The organism is Streptomyces sp. NPDC006235 (assembly GCF_040613735.1).
GTDB lineage: Bacteria > Actinomycetota > Actinomycetes > Streptomycetales > Streptomycetaceae > Streptomyces.
Genome location: NZ_JBEXSR010000002.1, coordinates 111,151 through 130,567, shown reverse-complemented (window position 1 = coordinate 130,567; position 19,417 = coordinate 111,151). Strand labels below are relative to the sequence as shown.

The 19,417-nt window shown below is 72.2% G+C and carries 20 protein-coding genes and 1 pseudogene; 8 read left to right on the top strand and 13 right to left on the bottom strand.

Annotated features, from left to right (window positions below; genetic code table 11):
- The first annotated feature begins 44 nt into the window (after positions 1–44).
- Positions 45–755, top strand: coding sequence for a MerR family transcriptional regulator (locus tag ABZ192_RS02780; protein ID WP_356922713.1), 711 nt, complete (start codon positions 45–47; stop codon positions 753–755).
- On the opposite strand, the gene ABZ192_RS02775 is transcribed toward ABZ192_RS02780, so the two are convergent.
- The 4 genes from ABZ192_RS02775 to ABZ192_RS02760 all read right to left on the bottom strand — a co-directional run bounded on the left by ABZ192_RS02775 (position 747) and on the right by ABZ192_RS02760 (position 5,823).
- Positions 747–2,927 carry a 3-hydroxyacyl-CoA dehydrogenase NAD-binding domain-containing protein gene (locus ABZ192_RS02775; protein ID WP_356922712.1) on the bottom strand — a complete coding sequence of 727 codons (2,181 nt, stop codon included), beginning with the start codon at positions 2,925–2,927 and terminating at the stop codon, positions 747–749. The genes ABZ192_RS02780 and ABZ192_RS02775 overlap by 9 nt on opposite strands.
- Before the next feature lie 34 nt (positions 2,928–2,961).
- Complete coding sequence (locus tag ABZ192_RS02770) at positions 2,962–4,176, bottom strand: acetyl-CoA C-acetyltransferase (protein WP_356922711.1); 1,215 nt, start codon at positions 4,174–4,176, stop codon at positions 2,962–2,964.
- 11 nt (positions 4,177–4,187) lie between these two features.
- Entirely contained in the window at positions 4,188–5,333 is a 1,146-nt protein-coding gene (locus tag ABZ192_RS02765) for a CaiB/BaiF CoA-transferase family protein (RefSeq protein ID WP_356922710.1), read from the bottom strand.
- Between the two features lie 109 nt (positions 5,334–5,442).
- Positions 5,443–5,823, bottom strand: a complete 381-nt coding sequence (locus tag ABZ192_RS02760; RefSeq protein ID WP_356922709.1) for an MmcQ/YjbR family DNA-binding protein — start codon at positions 5,821–5,823, stop codon at positions 5,443–5,445.
- A gap of 91 nt (positions 5,824–5,914) precedes the next feature.
- On the opposite strand from ABZ192_RS02760, the gene ABZ192_RS02755 reads away from it, so the two are divergent.
- The gene (locus ABZ192_RS02755) at positions 5,915–7,093 is read left to right on the top strand and encodes a saccharopine dehydrogenase NADP-binding domain-containing protein (RefSeq protein WP_356922708.1); all 1,179 of its coding nucleotides are present in this window, start codon (positions 5,915–5,917) and stop codon (positions 7,091–7,093) included.
- Between the two features lie 61 nt (positions 7,094–7,154).
- Here ABZ192_RS02755 and ABZ192_RS02750 read toward each other — a convergent pair whose 3' ends face one another.
- Positions 7,155–7,301, bottom strand: coding sequence for a hypothetical protein (locus tag ABZ192_RS02750; protein WP_356922707.1), 147 nt, complete (start codon positions 7,299–7,301; stop codon positions 7,155–7,157).
- 179 nt (positions 7,302–7,480) lie between these two features.
- Between ABZ192_RS02750 and ABZ192_RS02745 the strand changes: the two genes are divergently transcribed.
- The gene (locus tag ABZ192_RS02745; protein ID WP_356922706.1) at positions 7,481–7,675 is read left to right on the top strand and encodes a hypothetical protein; all 195 of its coding nucleotides are present in this window, start codon (positions 7,481–7,483) and stop codon (positions 7,673–7,675) included.
- On the opposite strand, the gene ABZ192_RS02740 is transcribed toward ABZ192_RS02745, so the two are convergent.
- The 3 genes from ABZ192_RS02740 to ABZ192_RS02730 form a co-directional block, all read right to left on the bottom strand.
- The gene (locus ABZ192_RS02740) at positions 7,663–8,355 is read right to left on the bottom strand and encodes an endonuclease V (RefSeq protein ID WP_356922705.1); all 693 of its coding nucleotides are present in this window, start codon (positions 8,353–8,355) and stop codon (positions 7,663–7,665) included. The genes ABZ192_RS02745 and ABZ192_RS02740 overlap by 13 nt on opposite strands.
- Positions 8,356–8,501: 146 nt before the next feature.
- Positions 8,502–8,825, bottom strand: a complete 324-nt coding sequence (locus ABZ192_RS02735; protein ID WP_010042867.1) for a hypothetical protein — start codon at positions 8,823–8,825, stop codon at positions 8,502–8,504.
- A gap of 70 nt (positions 8,826–8,895) precedes the next feature.
- Complete coding sequence (locus tag ABZ192_RS02730) at positions 8,896–10,008, bottom strand: oxidoreductase (protein ID WP_356922704.1); 1,113 nt, start codon at positions 10,006–10,008, stop codon at positions 8,896–8,898.
- Between the two features lie 249 nt (positions 10,009–10,257).
- Between ABZ192_RS02730 and ABZ192_RS02725 the strand changes: the two genes are divergently transcribed.
- A complete protein-coding gene (locus tag ABZ192_RS02725; RefSeq protein WP_020271762.1) occupies positions 10,258–10,674 on the top strand; it encodes an SsgA family sporulation/cell division regulator in 417 nt (138 codons plus the stop codon).
- Positions 10,675–10,690: 16 nt separating this feature from the next.
- Here ABZ192_RS02725 and ABZ192_RS02720 read toward each other — a convergent pair whose 3' ends face one another.
- From ABZ192_RS02720 to ABZ192_RS02710, 3 genes are all read right to left on the bottom strand, one after another.
- On the bottom strand, positions 10,691–10,969 hold the full coding sequence (locus tag ABZ192_RS02720; protein ID WP_356922953.1) for an isocitrate lyase/phosphoenolpyruvate mutase family protein: 279 nt from the start codon (positions 10,967–10,969) through the stop codon (positions 10,691–10,693).
- Complete coding sequence (locus ABZ192_RS02715; RefSeq protein WP_356922970.1) at positions 10,921–11,130, bottom strand: hypothetical protein; 210 nt, start codon at positions 11,128–11,130, stop codon at positions 10,921–10,923. The genes ABZ192_RS02720 and ABZ192_RS02715 overlap by 49 nt, the downstream gene beginning before the upstream one ends.
- Before the next feature lie 62 nt (positions 11,131–11,192).
- Complete coding sequence (locus ABZ192_RS02710; protein WP_356922703.1) at positions 11,193–11,843, bottom strand: GPP34 family phosphoprotein; 651 nt, start codon at positions 11,841–11,843, stop codon at positions 11,193–11,195.
- 301 nt (positions 11,844–12,144) lie between these two features.
- On the opposite strand from ABZ192_RS02710, the gene ABZ192_RS02705 reads away from it, so the two are divergent.
- Together ABZ192_RS02705 and ABZ192_RS02700 are read left to right on the top strand one after the other, a co-directional pair.
- Positions 12,145–13,770 carry an ABC-F family ATP-binding cassette domain-containing protein gene (locus ABZ192_RS02705; protein WP_356922702.1) on the top strand — a complete coding sequence of 542 codons (1,626 nt, stop codon included), beginning with the start codon at positions 12,145–12,147 and terminating at the stop codon, positions 13,768–13,770.
- 10 nt (positions 13,771–13,780) lie between these two features.
- Entirely contained in the window at positions 13,781–16,060 is a 2,280-nt protein-coding gene (locus ABZ192_RS02700) for an excinuclease ABC subunit UvrA (RefSeq protein WP_356922701.1), read from the top strand.
- Here the strand turns inward: ABZ192_RS02700 and ABZ192_RS02695 are convergent.
- Positions 16,044–17,240: an ABC transporter substrate-binding protein gene (locus ABZ192_RS02695; protein ID WP_356922700.1), complete on the bottom strand. Its 1,197-nt coding sequence runs from the start codon at positions 17,238–17,240 to the stop codon at positions 16,044–16,046. The genes ABZ192_RS02700 and ABZ192_RS02695 overlap by 17 nt on opposite strands.
- Positions 17,241–17,275: 35 nt before the next feature.
- A complete protein-coding gene (locus tag ABZ192_RS02690) occupies positions 17,276–17,653 on the bottom strand; it encodes a hypothetical protein (RefSeq protein ID WP_356922699.1) in 378 nt (125 codons plus the stop codon).
- A gap of 527 nt (positions 17,654–18,180) precedes the next feature.
- Here ABZ192_RS02690 and ABZ192_RS02685 point away from each other — a divergent pair.
- Positions 18,181–18,390: pseudogene (locus ABZ192_RS02685) on the top strand (hypothetical protein); the annotation flags it as partial.
- Between the two features lie 180 nt (positions 18,391–18,570).
- Positions 18,571–19,347 (top strand): dimethylargininase, encoded by a 777-nt coding sequence (ddaH, locus tag ABZ192_RS02680; RefSeq protein WP_356922952.1) that lies wholly within the window; start codon positions 18,571–18,573, stop codon positions 19,345–19,347.
- Positions 19,348–19,417: the final 70 nt, after the last annotated feature.

Genomic DNA, 19,417 nt, shown 5'->3' with positions numbered 1-19,417 from the left:
ACCGGAGGTTTCACAGCACTGGTGAGACAGCGATACTGCTGCACATGACGACCGACACCGAGGAACCGACCCTCACGATCGACGAACTGGCGGCCCGGGCCGGTGTCACGGTGCGCACGGTCCGCTTCTACGGCACGAAGGGGCTGCTGCCGCCGCCGGTGCTCGGCCCCCGGCGCGTGGGGCACTACGGGCGGGAGCATCTGGCCCGGCTGGCGCTGATCGAGGAGTTGCAGCACCAGGGCATGACGCTGGCGGGCATCGAGCGGTATCTGCACCGGTTGCCGCCGGACCTGAGCGCGCGCGACCTCGCCGTTCACCGGGCGGTGGTGGCCTCCTGGGCGCCGGACGCGGTGGAGAAGGTCACGCGGGAGGAGCTCCAGCGGCGGGCCGGGCGGCCGCTCGGCGACGAGGACGTCGAGCGGCTGGTCGCGATGGGCGTGCTCCGTCCCACCGACGGCGGGTACGAGGCCGATCTCGGTCTGCTCCGGCTGGGCGTCGGGCTGCTGGACGTGCCGCTCTCCCAGGAGGCGATCTCCGCGGCGCGCACAGTGCTCATCGAGCACGCGCGCGCCGCGGCCCGTGAACTCTCCCGGCTCTTCCGCGGCGAGGTGGCCGAGCGTGACGCGCGGGACGTGCGGTCCCTGTCGGCGCACATGCACCCCTTGGTGGTGCAGGCGCTCCTCACCGCGTTTCAGCGGTCGCTGAAGGAAGAGCTGGGCGAGTGGCTCACCGAGCCCTCGGAAGAGTCACGCTGAGTCGCTGAACCGCTCCCCCTTCTCCGCCTTCTCCACCAGCAGCGCGGGGGGCGTGAACCGGTCGCCGTAGCGCTCGGCGAGTTCACGGGCGCGTGCCACGAATCCGGGCAGGCCGCCCTCGTAGCCGTTGATGTACTGGAGCACGCCGCCGGTCCAGCCCGGGAAGCCGATGCCGAAGATGGAGCCGATGTTGGCGTCGGCGACGGAGGTCAGCACGCCCTCCTCCAGCAGCCGGACGGTGTCCAGCGCCTCCGAGAACAGCATGCGCTCCTGCATGTCCTCGAACGGGATCCGGTACCCGGGCTTGGTGAAGTGCTCGCGCAGTCCCGGCCAGAGTGCGGTGCGCTTGCCGTCGTCCCCGTAGTCGTAGAAGCCGGCGCCGCCGCTGCGGCCCGTGCGGCCGAACTCGTCGACCATGCGGTCGATGACGGCCTCGGCGGGGTGGGCCGTCCAGGTGCCGCCCGCCTCCTCCACGGCCCGCTTGGTCTCGGCCCGGATCTTGCGGGGCAGCGTCAGCGTCAGCTCGTCCATCAGGGACAGCACCTTCGCCGGGTAGCCGGCCTGGGCCGCCGCCTGCTCCACCGACGCGGGTTCGATGCCCTCGCCGACCATGGCGACGCCCTCGTTGATGAAGTGTCCGATGACGCGGGAGGTGAAGAAGCCGCGGGAGTCGTTGACGACGATCGGGGTCTTGTTGATCTGCCGGACCAGGTCGAAGGCGCGGGCCTGGGCCTCCTGCCCCGTGCGCTCGCCCTTGATGATCTCGACGAGCGGCATCTTGTCGACCGGCGAGAAGAAGTGCAGCCCGATGAAGTCGGCCTGGCGCTCGACGCCCTCGGCGAGCGCGGTGATGGGCAGCGTGGAGGTGTTGGAGCACAGCAGCGCGTCGGGCGCCACGACGTGCTGGATCTCCTGGAACACCTTGTGCTTGAGGGAGGTGTCCTCGAAGACGGCCTCGATGACGGCGTCGCAGCCGGCCAGGTCCCGCACCTCGGCGGTGGGCGTGATGCGGGCGAGCAGCGCGTCGGCCTTCTCCTGGGTCGTACGGCCCTTGGCGACGGCCTTGGCGCACAGCTTCTCGGAGTAACCCTTGCCCTTGAGGGCCGCCTCCAGGGAGACGTCCTTCAGGACGACGTCGATGCCGGCGCGGGCGCAGGAATAGGCGATGCCGGCGCCCATCATCCCGGCGCCGAGGACCGCGACCTTGCGGACCTGGCGGGGCTCGATGCCCTTGGGCCGGTTGGCGCCGGAGTTGACAGCCTGGAGGTCGAAGAAGAAGGCCTGGATCATGTTCTTCGAGGTCTGGCCCGCGGCCAGTTCCACGAAGTAGCGGGCCTCGATGACCTGGGCGGTCTCGAAATCGACCTGGGCGCCCTCGACTGCGGCGGCGAGGATGTTGCGCGGGGCCGGGTAAGGGGCGCCGTTCGTCTGCTTGCGCAGGGTGGCCGGGAAGGCGGGAAGGTTCGCCGCGAACTTGGGGTTGGCCGGGGTGCCGCCCGGGATCTTGTACCCCGGCTTGTCCCAGGGCTGCTGCGACTCGGGGTGGGCGTCGATGAAGGCGCGGGCCTTTTCGAGCAGTTCCTCCTGGGTGGCGGCCACGTCGTCGACGAGGCCGTTCTCCAGGGCGCGCCGCGGGCTGTACTGGGTGCCCTGGAGGAGCACCTTCAGCAGCGCGTCGGCGATGCCGAGCAGGCGGACGGTGCGGACGACGCCGCCGCCGCCGGGCAGCAGGCCGAGGGTGACCTCGGGGCAGCCGATCTTGGAGCCGAGCGCGTCGAGGGCGATGCGGTGGTGACAGGCCAGGGCGATCTCGTAACCGCCGCCGAGGGCCGCGCCGTTGAGTGCGGCGACGACGGGCTTGCCGAGGGTCTCGATGCGGCGCAGGTTCCGCTTGATCGCCATACCGCCGTCGAACAGCTCCTGGGCCGTCTCGGGCGTGACACGGATCAGGTCGCGCAGGTCGCCGCCGGCGAAGAAGGTCTTCTTCGCGGAGGTGATGATGACGCCCCGGATGGTGTCCTTCTCGGCCTCCAGGCGGTCGGTGACGGCGGCGAGCGAGTCGCGGAACGCCTGGTTCATGGTGTTCGCGGACTGGTTCGGGTCGTCGATCACCAGGGTGACGAGGCCGGTGCGGTCCTGTTCCCAGCGGATGGTGGTGGATTCAGTGCTCATGTGGAGGTGCTCCGTGTGATCCGTCGGGAGGGGGTCAGATGCGCTCGACGATGGTCGCGACGCCCATGCCGCCGCCGACGCACAGCGTGGCGAGGCCGTAGCGCTTGTCCTGGCGTTCGAGTTCGTCGACGAGGGTGCCGAGGATCATCGCGCCGGTCGCGCCGAGGGGGTGGCCGAGCGCGATGGCGCCGCCGTTGACGTTGACCTTGTCCAGGGACAGTCCCATGTCCTTGACGAAGCGCAGCACGACCGCCGCGAACGCCTCGTTGATCTCGACGAGGTCGATGTCGTCGATGGTCAGTCCGGCCTTGGCGAGGGCCTTGCGGGTGGCGGGGGCCGGCCCGGTGAGCATGATGGTGGGCTCGGAGCCGGAGACGGCGGCGGAGACGATCCGGGCGCGGGGCGTGAGGCCGTAGCGCTCGCCGACCTCCCTGGAGCCGATCGCGACGAGCGAGGCGCCGTCGACGATGCCCGAGGAGTTGCCCGCGTGGTGGACGTGGTCGATCTTCTCCACCCAGTGGTACTGCTGGAGCGCGACCGCGTCGAAGCCGCCGAGTTCGCCGATGTCCGCGAAGGACGGCTTCAGCTTGGCGAGGGAGTCGGCGGTGGTGCCGGGGCGCATGTGCTCGTCGTGGTCGAGGACGACGAGGCCGCTGCGGTCCTTCACCGGGACGACGGACTTGTCGAAGCGCCCCTCCTTCCAGGCGGTGGCCGCCCGCTCCTGGGAGAGGGCCGCGTACTCGTCGACGTCGCGCCGGGAGAAGCCCTCGATGGTGGCGATGAGGTCGGCGCCGATGCCCTGCGGCACGAAGTTGACCTGAAGGTTGGTCATCGGGTCGTTGAACCAGGCGCCGCCGTCGGAGGCCATCGGCACCCGGGACATCGACTCGACACCGCCCGCGAGGACGAGATCCTCCCAGCCCGAACGGACCTTGGCGGCGGCCAGGTTGACGGCTTCCAGGCCCGAGGCACAGAAGCGGTTCTCCTGGACGCCTGCGACGGTGTCGGGCAGCCCCGCGGCGATGGCGGCGATCCGGGCGATGTCGGAGCCCTGGTCGCCGACCGGTCCGACGACGCCGAGCACGATGTCGTCGACGGCGGCCGGGTCCAGGTCCGGGAAGCGCTCGCGGATCTCGTGGATGAGTCCGACGACCAGGTCGATGGGCTTGGTGCCGTGCAGGGCGCCGCCTGCCTTGCCGCGCCCGCGCGGGGTGCGGATCGCGTCGTACACATACGCTTCGGTGCTCACGAGGAGGCCTTTCACTGAGGGTTGCGGGACGACGGCACAAGCCCGGGGACGTCCCAGTCCCGGGCGACGTCCGCCGTGTCGGCGCCCGGCCGGGCCGGGCCGGTGCGGACGGAGGTCGGGGTCGCGGAGAAGCGGGGGGCCGGGGCGGGCTGGGTGATGCCGCCGTGGTCGGTGAAGGTGCCGCGGGCGGCCAGGTGCGGGTGGTGCGGGGCCTCGCGCAGCGACAGCACGGGCGCCACGCACGCGTCGGTGCCGTCGAAGACGGCCGTCCACTCGTCCCGGGTGCGGCTCTTGAAGCGGGCGGCGACCTGTTCGCGCAGTTCGCCCCACCGGGTGACGTCCTTGCGGGCGGCGGCCTGGTCCTCGATGCCGAGCAGGGCGAGGAACTCCTCGTAGAACTGCGGCTCCAGGGCACCCACGGCCATGTAGCGGCCGTCGGCCGCCTCGTACGTCCCGTAGTACGGGCAGCCGCCGTCCAGGAGGTTGGCGCCGCGGCGGTCCTGCCAGCCGCCGACGGCAAGCATGCCGTGGATCATCGTGCCGAGGTGGGAGACGCCGTCGACGATGGCGGCGTCGACGACCTGGCCGGTGCCGGTCGCGCGCGCGTGGTGCAGGGCGGCGAGGACGCCGACGACGAGGTAGAGGGAGCCGCCCGCGTAGTCGCCGAGCAGGTTGGCCGGGACCGCCGGCGGCTCCTCCGGGCGGCCGATCATGCCGAGGGTGCCGGTGGGGGCGATGTACGCGATGTCGTGCCCGGCGCGGCCGGCGAGCGGCCCGTCCTGGCCCCAGCCGGTCATCCGGCCATAGACGAGGGCCGGGTTGCGGGCGTGGCAGGCCTCGGGGCCGACGCCGAGTCGCTCGGCGACACCGGGGCGGTAGCCCTCGACCAGGATGTCGGCGCGAGCGGCCAGGTCGAGTACCTGGTCCGGACCGTCCGGGGCCTTCAGGTCGACGAGCACCGAGCGCTTGTTGCGGTTGGTGACGTCGTACGCCGGGTCGATCCCGAGGCCGGGGCCGCCGGGGCGGTCCACACGCACGACGTCGGCGCCGAGGTCGGCCAGGAGCATGGCGGCGAACGGGCCGGGCCCGATGCCGGCCAGCTCGACGACACGCACGCCGGTGAGCGGGCCCTGTTCTGGCGTCCTTGCCGTGGCCATCCAGCCCCCAGTGCTGTGACACAAGTGATGTAACACCAGTGATGCTAAGAACACGTTCCACTCGGCACAAGAGCCGAACGAGCAAGCGCTCAGCAATCTGCCCGACGCGTCAGCTCCCGTCCAGCTCCGCTATCAGCCGCTTCGGCGCGATCACCCGGTAGCTCTCCTCCACCCAGTCGCAGAGCACCTCCGCGGCCGGGGCGCCCTGCCCCTCCAGGGGGATGCTCACCCACCCCGCCTTGCCCAGGCCGTATCCGGCGGGCTCGGCTCCGGGGCACGCCAGCGCGTGCGCGTGGGCCGTCTCGTCCCTGAGCTTCACCGTCACACCCAGGGGGTAGCTGCCGTCCTCGACGCCGAGGAAGACGAACACCTTCTTGTTGACCTTCGCGACGGACTCGCCCCAGGGGAACTCTTCGACCGCGCCCGGCAGCCCCAGTGCGAACGTGCGCACTTTCTCCCACTTCTTCAGGGCATTCCTGGGCACGGCCATCGTCGTCCTCCGGGCTCGTCGTCGGGCTCCGCACTCCTCACGCTAGCCTCGGCCACCGACAGCGGCACGGGCTGCACGACCGAGGGGTGTCATGAGCAGGCTGAAAAGGACGGACCGTCCGTACGACATCGTGCTCTTCGGAGCCACGAGCTTCGCCGGAGCGCTCACCGCGGAGTACCTCGCGGCCCACGCGCCCGAGGGGCTGCGGTGGGCGATCGCGGGCCGCAGCGAGGAGAAACTGGAGCGGCTGCGGGAGCGGCTGCCCGGCGGCGCGGAGGTCGGAGTGCTGCGGGCGGACGTCTCCGACCCGGCCTCGGTGCGCGCCCTCGCCGAGCACGCGCGCGTGGTGGCCACGACGGTCGGTCCGTACGTGACGTACGGCGAGGAGCTCGTCGCCGCCTGCGCGGACACCGGGACCGACTACCTCGACCTCTGCGGCGAGCCCGAGTTCGTGGACCTGATGTACGTGAAGCACGACGCCCGCGCGCGGGAGACCGGGGCACGGCTGGTGCACGCCGCCGGCTTCGACTCGATCCCGCACGACCTGGGCGTGTACTTCACCGTGCAACAGCTCCCGGAGGGCGTGCCGCTGACCGTGGAGGGCTTCGTGACCGCCGACGCGGCGTTCTCGGGCGGGACCTTCGCCTCGGCCCTCAACCAGTTCGCGCGGCAGCGGGAGATGGCGGCGGCCGCGCGGGACCGGCGGCGGCACGAGCCGCGGCTGGTGGGCCGGCGGGCGTCGGCGCCCGCGGGTGCGCCGCGGTTCGCCAAGGAGGTGGGCGCGTGGGCACTGCCGATGCCGACGATCGACCCGCAGATCGTGCGGCGGTCCGCCTCGGCCCTCGACCGGTACGGCCCCGACTTCCGCTACCGGCAGTACGCGGCCGTCCGGCATCTGCCCGTCGCGGTGGGCGGCGTCGTGGCCGTCGGCGCGCTCGTGGCGGCGGCCCAGGTGTCGCCGGCGCGGCGCTGGTTGTCGGGCCGGCTCAAGCCCGGGGACGGGCCGAGCCCCGAGAAGCGGGCGAAGAGCTGGTTCTCCCTGCGCTTCGTGGGCGAGGGAGGCGGCCGGCGGGTGTACACGGAGGTCTCGGGCGGCGATCCCGGCTACGACGAGACGGCGAAGATGCTGGCCGAGTCGGCGCTGTGCCTGGCCTACGACGACCTTCCGAAGACCGCCGGGCAGGTCACCACGGCGGTGGCGATGGGCGACGCGCTGATCGGCCGGCTGCGCGCGGCGGGCATCCGCTTCCGCGTCGCGTCGACCCGCTGAAGGTCCGGCTGAAGGGCCGGCTGAAGGGCCTGCCGACCGGCTCAAGGGCCTGCTGAAGGACCTACAGCGGCCACTCGGCGATGGTGTAGATCATCCCGGCGATCCAGGCGAGCCCCGCCAGCACGGCGAGGATCAGCCCTATGGTGACGGCCCGCTCGACGGTCTGGGTCGGGCCGGCAACAGGCTTGGGGGCGCGGTGCGTTGTCATGCCCCCAGCCTGCCGACGGGACCGGGGCCGGGCATCCGTACACGTACTCAGAGCCGGTACTCAGATCCGCCGCCCCCGCCTCGGACAGGCGTGTCCCCCTGGTTTGAGACTTTCCGCCATCCGCTCCTGGCGACAGCTCGAAAAGTGCCAAAGAGGAGTTCAATGAAACCATTGAAGGCATGAAGTTCCTTCTCGAAGTCAGCATGGACGACGCGGCGTTGGCCGAGGACCCGGCGGGCGAGCTGGGCCGGATCCTCAGGTACTGGGGCGGCAACCTGCGCCACTACGCGCTCCGGCCCGGGGACGGATCGGTCATCTACGACTCGGAGTACCGCGAGGTGGGCCACTGGAGCGTGACCGGTCAGGCTGAATAGGTCTCCCGCAACGCCGTCCGGCAGAGCGCGTCCGCCCTGCGCGTGGTCTCCGGAAGGCGGTACTCGGGGGTCAGCGCGAGGGTGTGGGCGCAGGCGTTCGCCAGGGTCACGCGGTGGCCGACGGAGACGAAGACCGGCTTCACGCCGTCGCGCGTGCGCAGGGCGCGGCCGACCTCCTCCGAGCCGGCGAGCAGCGCGGACGTACTGCCGCGCGGGGCGTCCGGGTCGTCGTGGGCGAAGGTGAACGGGTTCTTGGCGACGCCGATCGTGGGCAGTCCGGTCAGGACGCCGAGGTGGCTGGCGAGACCGAAGCGGCGGGGGTGGGCGAGGCCGTAGCCGTCGCAGACGACGAGGCCGGGCGGGCACGGCAGGGCGTCGAGGGCGGCGAGGACCGTGGGGATCTCGCGGAAGGCGAGCAGTCCGGGCACGTAGGGGAAGGAGACCCGGCCCACGGCCGTGGCCTCGGCGACGACGTCGAGGCTCGACGCGTCCAGGACGACCGCAGCCGCCGCGACGACATCGCGCTCGTCGTCGTAGGCGACATCGACCCCGGTCACATGGCCCGTTCCGGGCGGCGGCCCCGGTTCGTCGAGGATCACGCGCTCGCGCAGCTCGTCCTGGACGGCGCGGGCCTGTTCCTCAGTGGCGGGCCAGTCCTCTGGGATGGGTACGGTCGTCATGATGCCCCTGAGCCTATGGGCTGACCCCCTGATCCCCTGATCCCCTGAGTCCCTGAGCCCACGGGCTGATGCTCTGGCCGCCGAGCCGGTGGGCCGCGCGAGGCCGGCGGGACCCTGGAGTCCCGCCGGCCTCGGGGGCGTGCCGTTTACTTGCCCAGCGCGCGCTGGAGCTGGCTCTTGTTCATGTTGGAACGGCCCTCGACGCCGCGGCGCTTGGCCTCCTGGTACAGCTGGTCGTAGGTGGGGCCCTGCGAGCCCTGGCCCGACCGCTGGCCGCCGCGCTTGCCGGACGACATGTCCTTCGTCGAGGTGCGGCTGGCCGTCTTCGACTCGCCGGAGCGGGCGCGTTCCTTGTTGACCGTCCGCGAGGCGATCTCCTTGGCGCGGCCGGTGCTCTCGCCCCGGTCCTGCGCGCTCTTCTTGATGTGTTCGTACTGGCGCTCCCGCTTGGAGCTCGAACCGCGTGGCATGACCGCTCACTTCCTTTCGCCTTCAGTGAACGAGTACCCACACTGCCAACAATCAGGGCATACCGCGCGCTCAATGCTCCAGGCGGGCAACCCGCCCCTTTTCGCCGGCCGCCCAGCACCCTTGGTCGGGCGTGCAGTCGACGGTGTCGTAGGAGCCCGTGTCGACCGTGCGCCAGGTGCGGCCGCCGTCCGTGGTGAGGTCGGTGCCGGTGGGGCCGACGGCGAGGGCGGCGGTGCGGCGGTGCGGGAGCCAGGCGACGCCGGAGCGGTAGGCGGGCGGGGGCGTGGCGGCGGGGCGCCAGCTGCGGCCGCCGTCGCCGGTGCGCGCGGCGGCGTCCGGTGAGGGCCGGCCGGGGGTGAAGTCGCCGCCGACGGCGAGACCGTGGGTGCGGTCGCGGAAGGCCAGCGCGAAGACGCCGCGGGCGGGGTCGCCCGCCGGGAGGGGCATGGTGGTGGCCGTCCAGGTGCGTCCCCGGTCGGTGGAGTGCAGCACGCGCGCGTGCGCGGCCCCGCCGGTGGCGAGCCAGACGTCCTTCGGCCCGGAGCTGACCAGGCACTGGCCGCTCGCGGCGAATCCGGCCTCGCCCTCCTGAGCGGCCGGCATGCCCTCGTCCGGCAGCACCGTCCAGGTGCGGCCGCCGTCGCGGGTCGACAGGATGCGGAACTTCCCGTCCACCGGGTCGCTCATCGCGAGGCCGTGGCGGTGGTCGAAGAAGGTGAGGCAGTCGTAGAAGGCCTTCGGGTCGGTGTTGCGGAAGGACTCCCTCCAGGTCGCCCCGCCGTCGTCGGTGCGGTACACGCGGGATGCCTCGCCCTCGCCGATGGCCAGGACCACGGCCCGGCCCGCGTCGAACGCCTCGACGTCCCGGAACTGCAACTCCGCCGCGCCGGGGGGCGAGACGTTCCGCCAGGTGGTGCCGCCGTCGGTGGTGCGCAGGACGGTGCCGCCGGTCCCGGCGAGCCAGGCGGTGTTCCGGCTGACGGCGGCCAAACCGCGGAACCGTACGTCCGGGGCGCCGGTGTCCTTGAGTTCCCAGTGCGGCGCCCGGCGCTGAGGCTCATGCGCCTGCGCCGGTACGGCTGTCAGGGCAGCGAGCGCGACCAGTGCCGCCACACCCGCCGCCACTCCGGTCGCCCTGCTCCGTGTCGGTCCCGTCCGTCGCGTGCTCCCCAAGCGCCTCATGGCCGGCGAAGCTAGCCCACCCCCAGGGCGCCGTCCAGATGGCCTCGCCCGGATCCCGGGGGGTTCCGGTGGCGCCACAAGTGCCCTGCGGGGCGCAGGAGGAGAGCCACGTCACTCCGGTGCATGAACGCGGTGACAGAGGTCACTCGCACTTCGTGTGCACGGATTGGCTGATTCCGTCGTCTCTTCCAGTGCCCGGCCTCATCCGCCCGGAAGTGTCCCGTCCAGCCGTCACAAGGGAGCAAGGCGTTGTCCATCGTCATCGAGCAGCCCGTGGAGGCCCGCCTCGTCGCCGCCGCGCCGCGTATGCCGAGCATTCCCGCGACGCTCCACTACGACCGACGTGATCCGTTCGCCGTCCGTATGACCTTCCCCGCCCCGGCCACGCTGGAGGGCGTCGAGGTCTGCTGGACCTTCTCCCGCGAGCTGCTCGCCGCGGGCCTGAAGAACGCCGAGGGCCACGGCGACGTGCGGGTGCGGCCGTACGGGTACGACCGCACGGTGCTGGAGTTCCACGCCCCCGAGGGCACGGCCGTCGTGCACGTCCGTTCCGGCGAGGTGCGCCGGTTCCTGGAGGCCACGAGCGAGCTGGTGCCGGTCGGTCTGGAGCACCTCCAGCTGGATCTGGACCACGACCTGGCGGAGCTGATGCGGGACGCGTGCTGAGCCGAGGCGTGCCCGGCTAACGTGCCCGCTCCAGCAGGGCGTTGACCTCGCCGTGGTCGAGACCGCCGCCCAGTGACCGGTACGTCCCGGTGTCCAGCAGCTCCCGCGCGGCCCGGCGGACCAGGGCGTGGGCGGCCTGGGCGATACCGGAGCCCACGCTGACCCGGGCGACGCCCAGGGCGGCCGGTTCGACGACCGTCGGTGCGCCGGGTCCGGCCATGACGTTCAGCGGCCCGCCGACGCCGTTCACCAGTTCCTTGACGATCCCCGGGTCGACGGCCCCGGGGACGAGGATCCCGTCGGCGCCGGCGGCGCTGGTCCGCCCGCTCCGGCGCCGTGCAGCGCGTCCTCGACGAGGAGGGCACTCACCGCGTCCCAGGCGTTGGGCAGGACCAGCTGGGTTCCGGCGATGTGCAGAGCGCGGAAGGCCAGGGCCCGGTCGGTCCGGTTCGTCATGCGGGCAACCCGACCAGCGGAGGCCCGGGCCGTGGCCGGCGGGAATCCGACGTGGACGTGGGTCAGGGTGGAGCGGTCGCCGTCGCAGTGGCCAGGGCCGTGCCGATCTCGCGCACGATCTCCCCGAGCCCCGGTACCGACGCCACGGCACGTTCCTCCAGTTCCCGTACACGCTGTACGTGGGCGCCGACGTCCTCTTCGGGGAGCAGTTCCGCCGCGGCGGCCAGCGTCGCGACCGCGGCCTCACGCTCGGAGATCTGGGCGACCGGCCGCGGCCCCCTGAGGACCTGACGCGTCTCCTCCCGCAGCGCCTCCACGGCGGCGGTGCGGTCCAGGGCGTACTCCACGGACGGGAACACCCCGAGGACCCGCTTCTTCTCCGCCCGCAGAAACCCCTCGGTCACCAGCTGCTCCCGCACCGCGTCGGCGGTCACCCGCGAGTACAGCGTCACCCAGGTCCGCCAGGGGTGCGGGCACGACTCGCGGACGAGTTCCAGCAGCCCGTCGAGGACCGCGTCACCCGTGCCGGAGTCCAGGTCGGCCGGCGTGGCGATGCCGTCCTCGTCGACGAGCAGGCCGTGCCGAGCCAGCTCGACGAGGGCACCGGCCCGCACGGGGCCTGACAGGTGGGCGGTGCCGGTGCCCGCCGGCGGCGCGGGGTCCCAGGCCAGCAGGCAGAGCCGGGCCGGCAGCAAGAGCGGGCCGTCGGGCACGGGGCCTCCTCGGGGAGGGAAGATCGGGTCTCACGTTAATTCGTTGACAGGCCCGACGCCCCCTCGTACGTTGTTCAGCGTCCTGTTGCCGCCGATTGGAGAAGGACGTTGCTCGTCTGAGGTCCTGAGACACCGCGTCACCCACCTCTGGTGTGTGCGCTGCGTGCGACCTCGGCGTTCGAGCCGTCCTCCGGTGCAGGGCTATATCTCTGTCTGTCCCCTGGAGCCCTCCTCCCTGGTCGCAGGTGTCTCGATACGCGTTTGCCCCTGACCGCATCAAGCAACCGCGAAAGAGGCCCGCATGCCTACTTCCATCACCGTCACCTCCCTCGCCTTCACCTGGCCCGACGGCACCCCCGTCTTCGAGGGCCTCGACGTGGCCTTCGGTCCGGGCCGGACCGGCCTGGTCGGCGTCAACGGTTCGGGAAAGTCCACCCTGTTGAAGCTGATCGCCGGTGAACTCGCTCCGGCCGACGGCGCCGTCCGGGTGGCCGGCGAGGTCGGGTACCTCCCGCAGAACGTCACGCTCGACACCACCCTGCGCGTCGACGAGGCGCTCGGCATCGCCGGCAAGCGGGCGGCCCTGCACGCCATCGAGGCGGGCGATGTGTCCGAGGCGCACTTCGAGACGGTCGGCGACGACTGGGACGTGGAGGAGCGCGCCCTGGCCACCCTCGGGGAACTCGGCCTCGGACACGTCGAGTTGGACCGCACCATCGGCGAGGTGTCGGGCGGCGAGTCGGTGCTGCTGCGGCTGGCCGCGCTGCTGCTGCGCCGGCCCGACGTCCTGCTGCTGGACGAGCCGACCAACAACCTCGACCTGTACGCCCGCAGGCGGCTGTACGCGGCCGTCGAGTCCTGGCCGGGCGTGATGGTCGTCGTCAGCCACGACCGGGAACTGCTGGACCTCGTCGACCAGATCGCCGACCTGCGCTCCGGGGAGATCACCTGGTACGGCGGCAACTACTCCGCCTACGAGGAGGCCCTGGCCATCGAGCAGGAGGCGGCGGAGCGCATGGTGCGCGTCGCGGAGTCCGACTTCCGCAAGCAGAAGCGCGAACTGGCCGACGCCCAGATGAAGCTGGCCCGCCGCAAGCGGTACGGGCAGAAGATGTGGGACCAAAAGCGCGAGCCGAAGATCGTCATGGGGGCGCGCAAGCGCGCGGCGCAGGAGTCCGCGGGCAAGCACCGGATCATGCACGAGGAGAAGCTCGCCGAGGCCAGGGAGCGGCTGGACGAGGCGGTGGACGCCGTCCGGGACGACGACGAGATCCGTGTCGACCTGCCGTACACGGCCGTGCCGCCGGGCCGCAACGTCCTGACGCTGATGGATCTCCGGCTCCGGTACGGCGCCCGCGTGGACGGCGGTTTCGACCTGCGCGGACCCGAACGGGTCGCGCTGATCGGGCGCAACGGCGCGGGCAAGACGACACTGCTGCGCACCATCAGCGGGGAGCTCGCTCCGGAGTCGGGCGAGGTGACGGCACATGTCCCGCTGCGGTTCCTGCCGCAGCGGCTGGACGTCCTCGACGGGGAGCTGACCGTCGCCGAGAACGTGGCCCGGTTCGCGCCGGGCGCCACCAACAACCGGGTCCGGGCGCGCCTTGCCCGCTTCCTGTTCCGGGGTGCCCGCGCCGACCAGAGGGCGGCGACGCTCTCCGGCGGCGAACGCTTCCGCGCGGCGCTGGCCGCGCTGATGCTGGCCGAGCCGGCGCCGCAGCTGCTCATGCTGGACGAGCCGACCAACAATCTCGACATGGCGAGCGTGCGGCAGCTCACCACGGCCCTGGAGTCCTACGAGGGGGCGCTGATCGTGGCCAGTCACGACCTGCCGTTCCTGGAGTCCATCGGCATCACGCGCTGGCTCCTGATGGAGGACGGGGAACTGAAGGAAATCACGCCAGAAGCTGTCGGGTTTCCCGCCTAGCTTCATCCGCATGACCGAGTTCATCACCATCACCGGAGCCCGCGAGAACAACCTCAAGGACGTCACCCTGCGCATCCCGAAAGGCCGGCTGACCGTGTTCACCGGCGTTTCGGGGTCGGGGAAGTCGTCCGTCGTCTTCGACACGATCGCGGTGGAGTCGCAGCGCCAGCTGAACGAGACGTACCCGTGGTTCGTCCGCAACCGGCTGCCCAAGTACGAGCGGCCGCACGCGGACGGACTGGAGGACCTCTCCCCCGCGATCGTCGTCGACCAGCGGCCGGTCGGCGGCCACTCCCGGTCGACCGTCGGCACCATGACGGACATCTACTCGGTGATCCGGGTGCTGTTCTCCCGGTACGGCACCCCGAGCGCCGGGCCGGCGACCGCGTACTCGTTCAACGACCCGGCGGGCATGTGCCCCGAGTGCGACGGACTCGGCCGCACGGTACGGCCCGACTGGGACCGCATCCTGGATCCCGAGCGCTCCCTCGCGGACGGGGCGGTCCGCTTCCCGCCGTTCGCCGCGGGCACCTGGCAGGGCCAGGCCTACACGAACAGCCCCGACCTGGACCCGGACAAGCCGGTGGGGCGGTTCACCGCCGCCGAGCGCGCGTTCCTGATGCGCGGACGGCCCGGCAGCAAGGTCACCGTCAACGGCAGCGGCGGCACGTGGACCACCGAGTACGAAGGGCTGGCCGACCGGTTCGAGCGGCTGTACCTGAAGCGGGACCTGTCCGCCATGAGTCAGAAGACCCGGGACCTGGTCCGGGAGTTCCTGGTGGAGGGCACCTGCCCGGTCTGTCACGGGGCCCGGCTCAACGCGGCGGCGCTCGCCACCCGGATCGGCGACCGGAACATCGCCGACTGCGCACGGATGCAGATCACGGACCTGATCGCCGTACTGAAGGAGATCGACGACCCGGTGGCCGGGCCGATCGCGGGGGCGGCCGTGGCCGCGCTGGAGCGCGTCGAGGCGATCGGCCTCGGCTATCTCAGCCTCGACCGGGAGACATCGACGCTCAGCGGCGGGGAGGGCCAGCGACTGAAGACGGTGCGGCACCTCGGGTCCAGCCTGACCGGGATGACGTACATCTTCGACGAGCCGAGCGTCGGCCTGCACCCGCGCGACGTGGGCCGTCTCGGAGATCTGCTGCTGCGGCTGCGCGACAAGGGCAACACCGTGCTGGTCGTCGAGCACGACCCGGACGTCATCGCGCTGGCCGACCACGTGGTCGACATGGGGCCGGGCGCCGGCGCCGAGGGCGGCCGCGTGGTCTTCGAGGGCACACCGGCCTCACTGGCCGCCTCGGACACGCTCACCGGGCGCTGTCTGCGCCGCCGTACGGCGGTCAAGGAACAGGTGCGGAAGGCCGTCGGCGAGCTGTGGGTCAAGGGCGCCGACCGGCACAACCTGCGCGACGTGACCGTGCGGTTCCCGGCCGGTGTGCTCACGGCCGTGACCGGCGTGGCGGGGTCGGGGAAGAGCAGCCTGGCCGCGGAGTTCACCGCCGCGCACCCCGACGCCGTGGTCGTCGACCAGTCGTCGATCGGGATCTCGGGCCGGTCCACTCCGGCGACCTACCTGGGGATCATGGACACGGTACGGAAGATCTTCGCCCGCGAGACGGGAGCCGAGGCGGGCCTCTTCAGCTTCAACTCCGGTGGCGCCTGCGGCACCTGCGAGGGCCGGGGCATCATCTACACCGACCTCGCCTTCATGGACCCGGTGACGACGACCTGCCACGACTGCGAGGGGCGGCGCTTCAAGGAGGAGGTGCTGCGACTGACGGTGAAGGGCAGCTCCATCGCCGACGTCCTGCAGATGACGGCCGAGCAGGCGCTCGCCTTCTTCGACGACACGGGCGTACGGCGCCGGCTGCGCGCCCTGCGGGACGTCGGGCTGACGTATCTGACGCTCGGCCAGCCCCTGTCCACGCTCTCCGGCGGCGAGCGGCAGCGCATCAAGCTGGCCACGCGGCTGCACCGGACGGGCGCGGTCTACGTCCTCGACGAGCCGACGACCGGGCTGCACATGGCGGACGTGGAGGGACTCGTCGCCCTGCTGGACCGGCTGGTCGACACGGCCAACACGGTCGTCGTCGTGGAGCACAACCTGGACGTGGTCGCCCGGGCCGACTGGGTGATCGACCTCGGCCCGGACGGCGGCAGGGACGGCGGCGAGATCGTCTTCGAGGGGACGCCGCGCCGGCTCCTGGACGCGCCGGGCTCGTTCACCGGGGAGCACCTGCGGCGGGCCGTGGCGGCATCGGCCGTCACCGTGCCGGTGTGAGTTCCCCGGTGAGCGGGACGTCCGGGAGCGCCGAGTTGCTGACGACGGCGAGGCGCGGGCCGCCCCGGCCGTGCTGCCACTGCCCGCCGGCCAGCGGCAGCAGGGCGATGTTGGGGGTCGGTCCGCGGGTCCAGTCGAGGGTGCCGGCGATGGTGTCGAGGGTCGTTCCGGCGAGGGCCTGCGCGACGGACGCCCGGTCGGTGGGGTCGGCCGCGACGGTGAGGGCGTGGTGGGCGGTCTCCACCAGGGCGTGGGCGAGGCCGAGGGGCTGGAGCCAGTCGGCGCCGGTGTCCTGCCGGTAGGCGTGGGCGAGTTCGGCGCAGGTGGTGCCGTCCAGGCCGGAGCGGTAGGGGTGGCCGGGGCTCCAGTAGACGAGGGTGGCCACGCGCGCGTCGGCGAGTTCGCCGTGGACGTCGGGGGCGGGGGTGGTGTGGGTGTGCGGGTAGGTCAGCCACCGTGAGCAGGTGATCAGCCGCGGACGCAGCCCCGCCTCCCGGGCCTGGCGGTGGAAGAGGGCGAGGTCGGTGGCGGTGGCGGCGCTGGTGACGAGTCCGGCACCGTGCTCCCGCAGCCGTTCGACCTGTGCGGGGAAGCCGTGGGCCGGTTCCCGGTAGGCGCCGAGATCGACCAGGGTGTGTCCGCGCGGGGACGTCACCGGGGCGAAGCCGTACCGGTCGTGGCGCAGCAGCCGTCCTTGCACGTCGTCGTTCCACAGGCAGCCGACGGCGCCCTGGCCGTCGACGCGCTCCCACAGGTCGGCGAAGACGGCGGCGATGTCGTCCAGTCCCCACGCGAAGTGGTACGTCCACCGGAAGCGGTGCCCCGGCCGCGCACCGCGCGCGTCGACGTACGCCTGCCAGGGGAACGTGGTCGACACACAGGGGACCCCGGCCTCTTCACAGGCGTCGGTGACGGCGGGCAGCACCCGGGTCCCGGCCATGGTGAGCACGACGTTCGCCCCGTCGGCGGTGGCCAGCTCCCGCACGGCCTGCCGGGCCGCGTCGGGATCCGAGCGGCTGTCGCGCACGGCGACGGTCACGTCGTAGCGGCGGCCGCCGCTGCGGAGGTGCGCGAGCCGGGGCGCGAGCCTGCGCAGCACGTATGACAACGGTGACCCGAGAGGGGCCAGTCGACCCGTCAGGGGCGCCACCACGCCCAGGCACAAAGAAGGTGACGACATCGAGGCCCCTCTCATCACTGCATCGGTGCGGCCGGTCAGTGACCGGAGCGGTCCTCGGTCACGCAGGTGGTCTTGCTGAACACCGCCACGGTCTCGTTGCCGCAGTTGTTGCTGTGGCCCGAGGCGTTCCGGGCGAAGAGCAGGTTGGACAGGACACCGCCGCTCGGGCCCGCCTGGTCCCCGCCGCCCTTGCCGTCGTCCTCGGTGACACAGGTGCGCTCCTTGAACAGCGCCACCTTGCCCGTGCCGCAGAGGTTGGCGTGACCGGAGGAGTTCCTGCCGGAGAGGTTGGACAGCACACCGCCCGCCCCCGCGTCGCCGTCCCCGGCCTGGGCCGTGGCCATGCCGGCGGGAACGGCCATCAGCATCCCCACGATCGAGGCCACCACCGCGATACGTCGCGTGCCGTACATCTCTGTCGGTTTCCTTCCGCTGGATCGGTCCCGGCCGGTTCGGCCGGGATCACTGCGCCTAACGACGCCTCGGAAGATCGGCATGGGCCGCGACCAGGTGAATCATCTGCAAGACGGTTGATCAGGTACTCCGACGGGATGCCGGGCGCGCGGTCGTTGACACGCCAAGCTGCGGCCCGTGGCCGTGGACCGATGGGGTGGTTTGGCGCTCCGCCGGCCGATCACGCGTGCGGGCCCGCCAAGACCGGGATGCGGGGGGGGGCGCCGGGCCGCCCGGTGGGGGGGACATGACCGACAGCACGGTTCTGGTGGCGGAGGCGGAGCATCCGGAGGACGGGGGGCGCGCCCGCCGGGCAGCTGGCGAGGATCGCCGAGGTGATCCTCGGGCGCGGCTTACCGGTCCGGTGGGTGGTGAGCGTGGTCGCCGGGGATCTTCCGCCCGGGCCGGGGGCCGACGGTGAACCGGGCGGTGCGGCGGTGCCGGGCCGGATCGGCGCCGCTTCCAGAACCTGCCGGTGTTCCTGGTCATGGCGGACGAGGAGCTGCGAGACGGCCTGGTCGAGCTCCTCGACAGGCCTTCCGGGGACTGCCCCATGGTCGCGGCCACGGTCACGCCGGGTATCCCCGTCCTCATGCCGGGCGAGAGCGCCGGCACGGCGGACGGCCCTCTGTTGCGGCACCTGACCGCCCTGGAGTCCTTCGACCGCCGCTTCCCCGGCTTCCGCAGCGAGACCCACGGAGTGGACACGCCCGAGCGCGCCGACACCACGACGACACCGGCCCAGCGAAGCGCACCGGGGCCAGGCCTCCCCCGGGGGTGTCGTCCTCCGGGATCGCCCTGCATGATGGCAGGCCGACGTCCGATGGGTTCCGTCGGCGCCGTCCACACATGTCCCATCCCATACGGAGTCACGCTCGTGCCCAGCAAGAAGGCCCTCGTCCGCCGCCCCAGCCCGCGTCTTGCCGAAGGGCTGGTGACCCACATCGAGCGGGAGAGGGTCGACGCCGACCTCGCGGTCGAGCAGTGGGAGGCGTACGTGGCGGCCCTGCGCACGCACGGCTGGGAGACCATCGAGGTGGACCCGGCCGACGACTGCCCGGACTCGGTGTTCGTCGAGGACACGGTCGTGATGTACAAGAACGTGGCGCTGATCGCCCGCCCGGGCGCCGAGTCCCGGCGTGACGAGACCGCCGGGGTCGAGGAGGCCGTGGCCGGTCTGGGCTGCTCGGTGAACTGGATCTGGGAGCCGGGCACGCTGGAGGGCGGCGACGTACTGAAGATCGGCGACACCGTGTACGTGGGCCGGGGCGGGCGCACCAACGCCGCCGGCGTCCAGCAGCTGCGGGCCGCGTTCGAACCGCTGGGCGCGCGGGTCGTCGCCGTACCGGTGACCAAGGTGCTGCATCTGAAGTCGGCCGTCACCGCGCTGCCGGACGGGACGGTCATCGGGCACATCCCCAAGATGGACACGCCGTCGCTGTTCGGGCGCTTCCTGCCGGTGCCCGAGGAGGCCGGTGCGCACGTCGTGCTGCTCGGCGGTGCCAAACTGCTGATGGCCGCCAGCGCGCCGAAGACCGCGGAGCTGTTCGCCGACCTGGGGTACGAACCGGTCGTCGTGGACATCAGCGAGTTCGAGAAGCTCGAGGGATGTGTGACGTGCCTCTCGGTGCGGCTGCGGGGGTTGTACGCCTGAGGAGGCGGCATGCTCCTGGTCCACCCTCCGGACCTGCGGTTCCGGGGGCGATGGAGGCGCGGACGAGCGA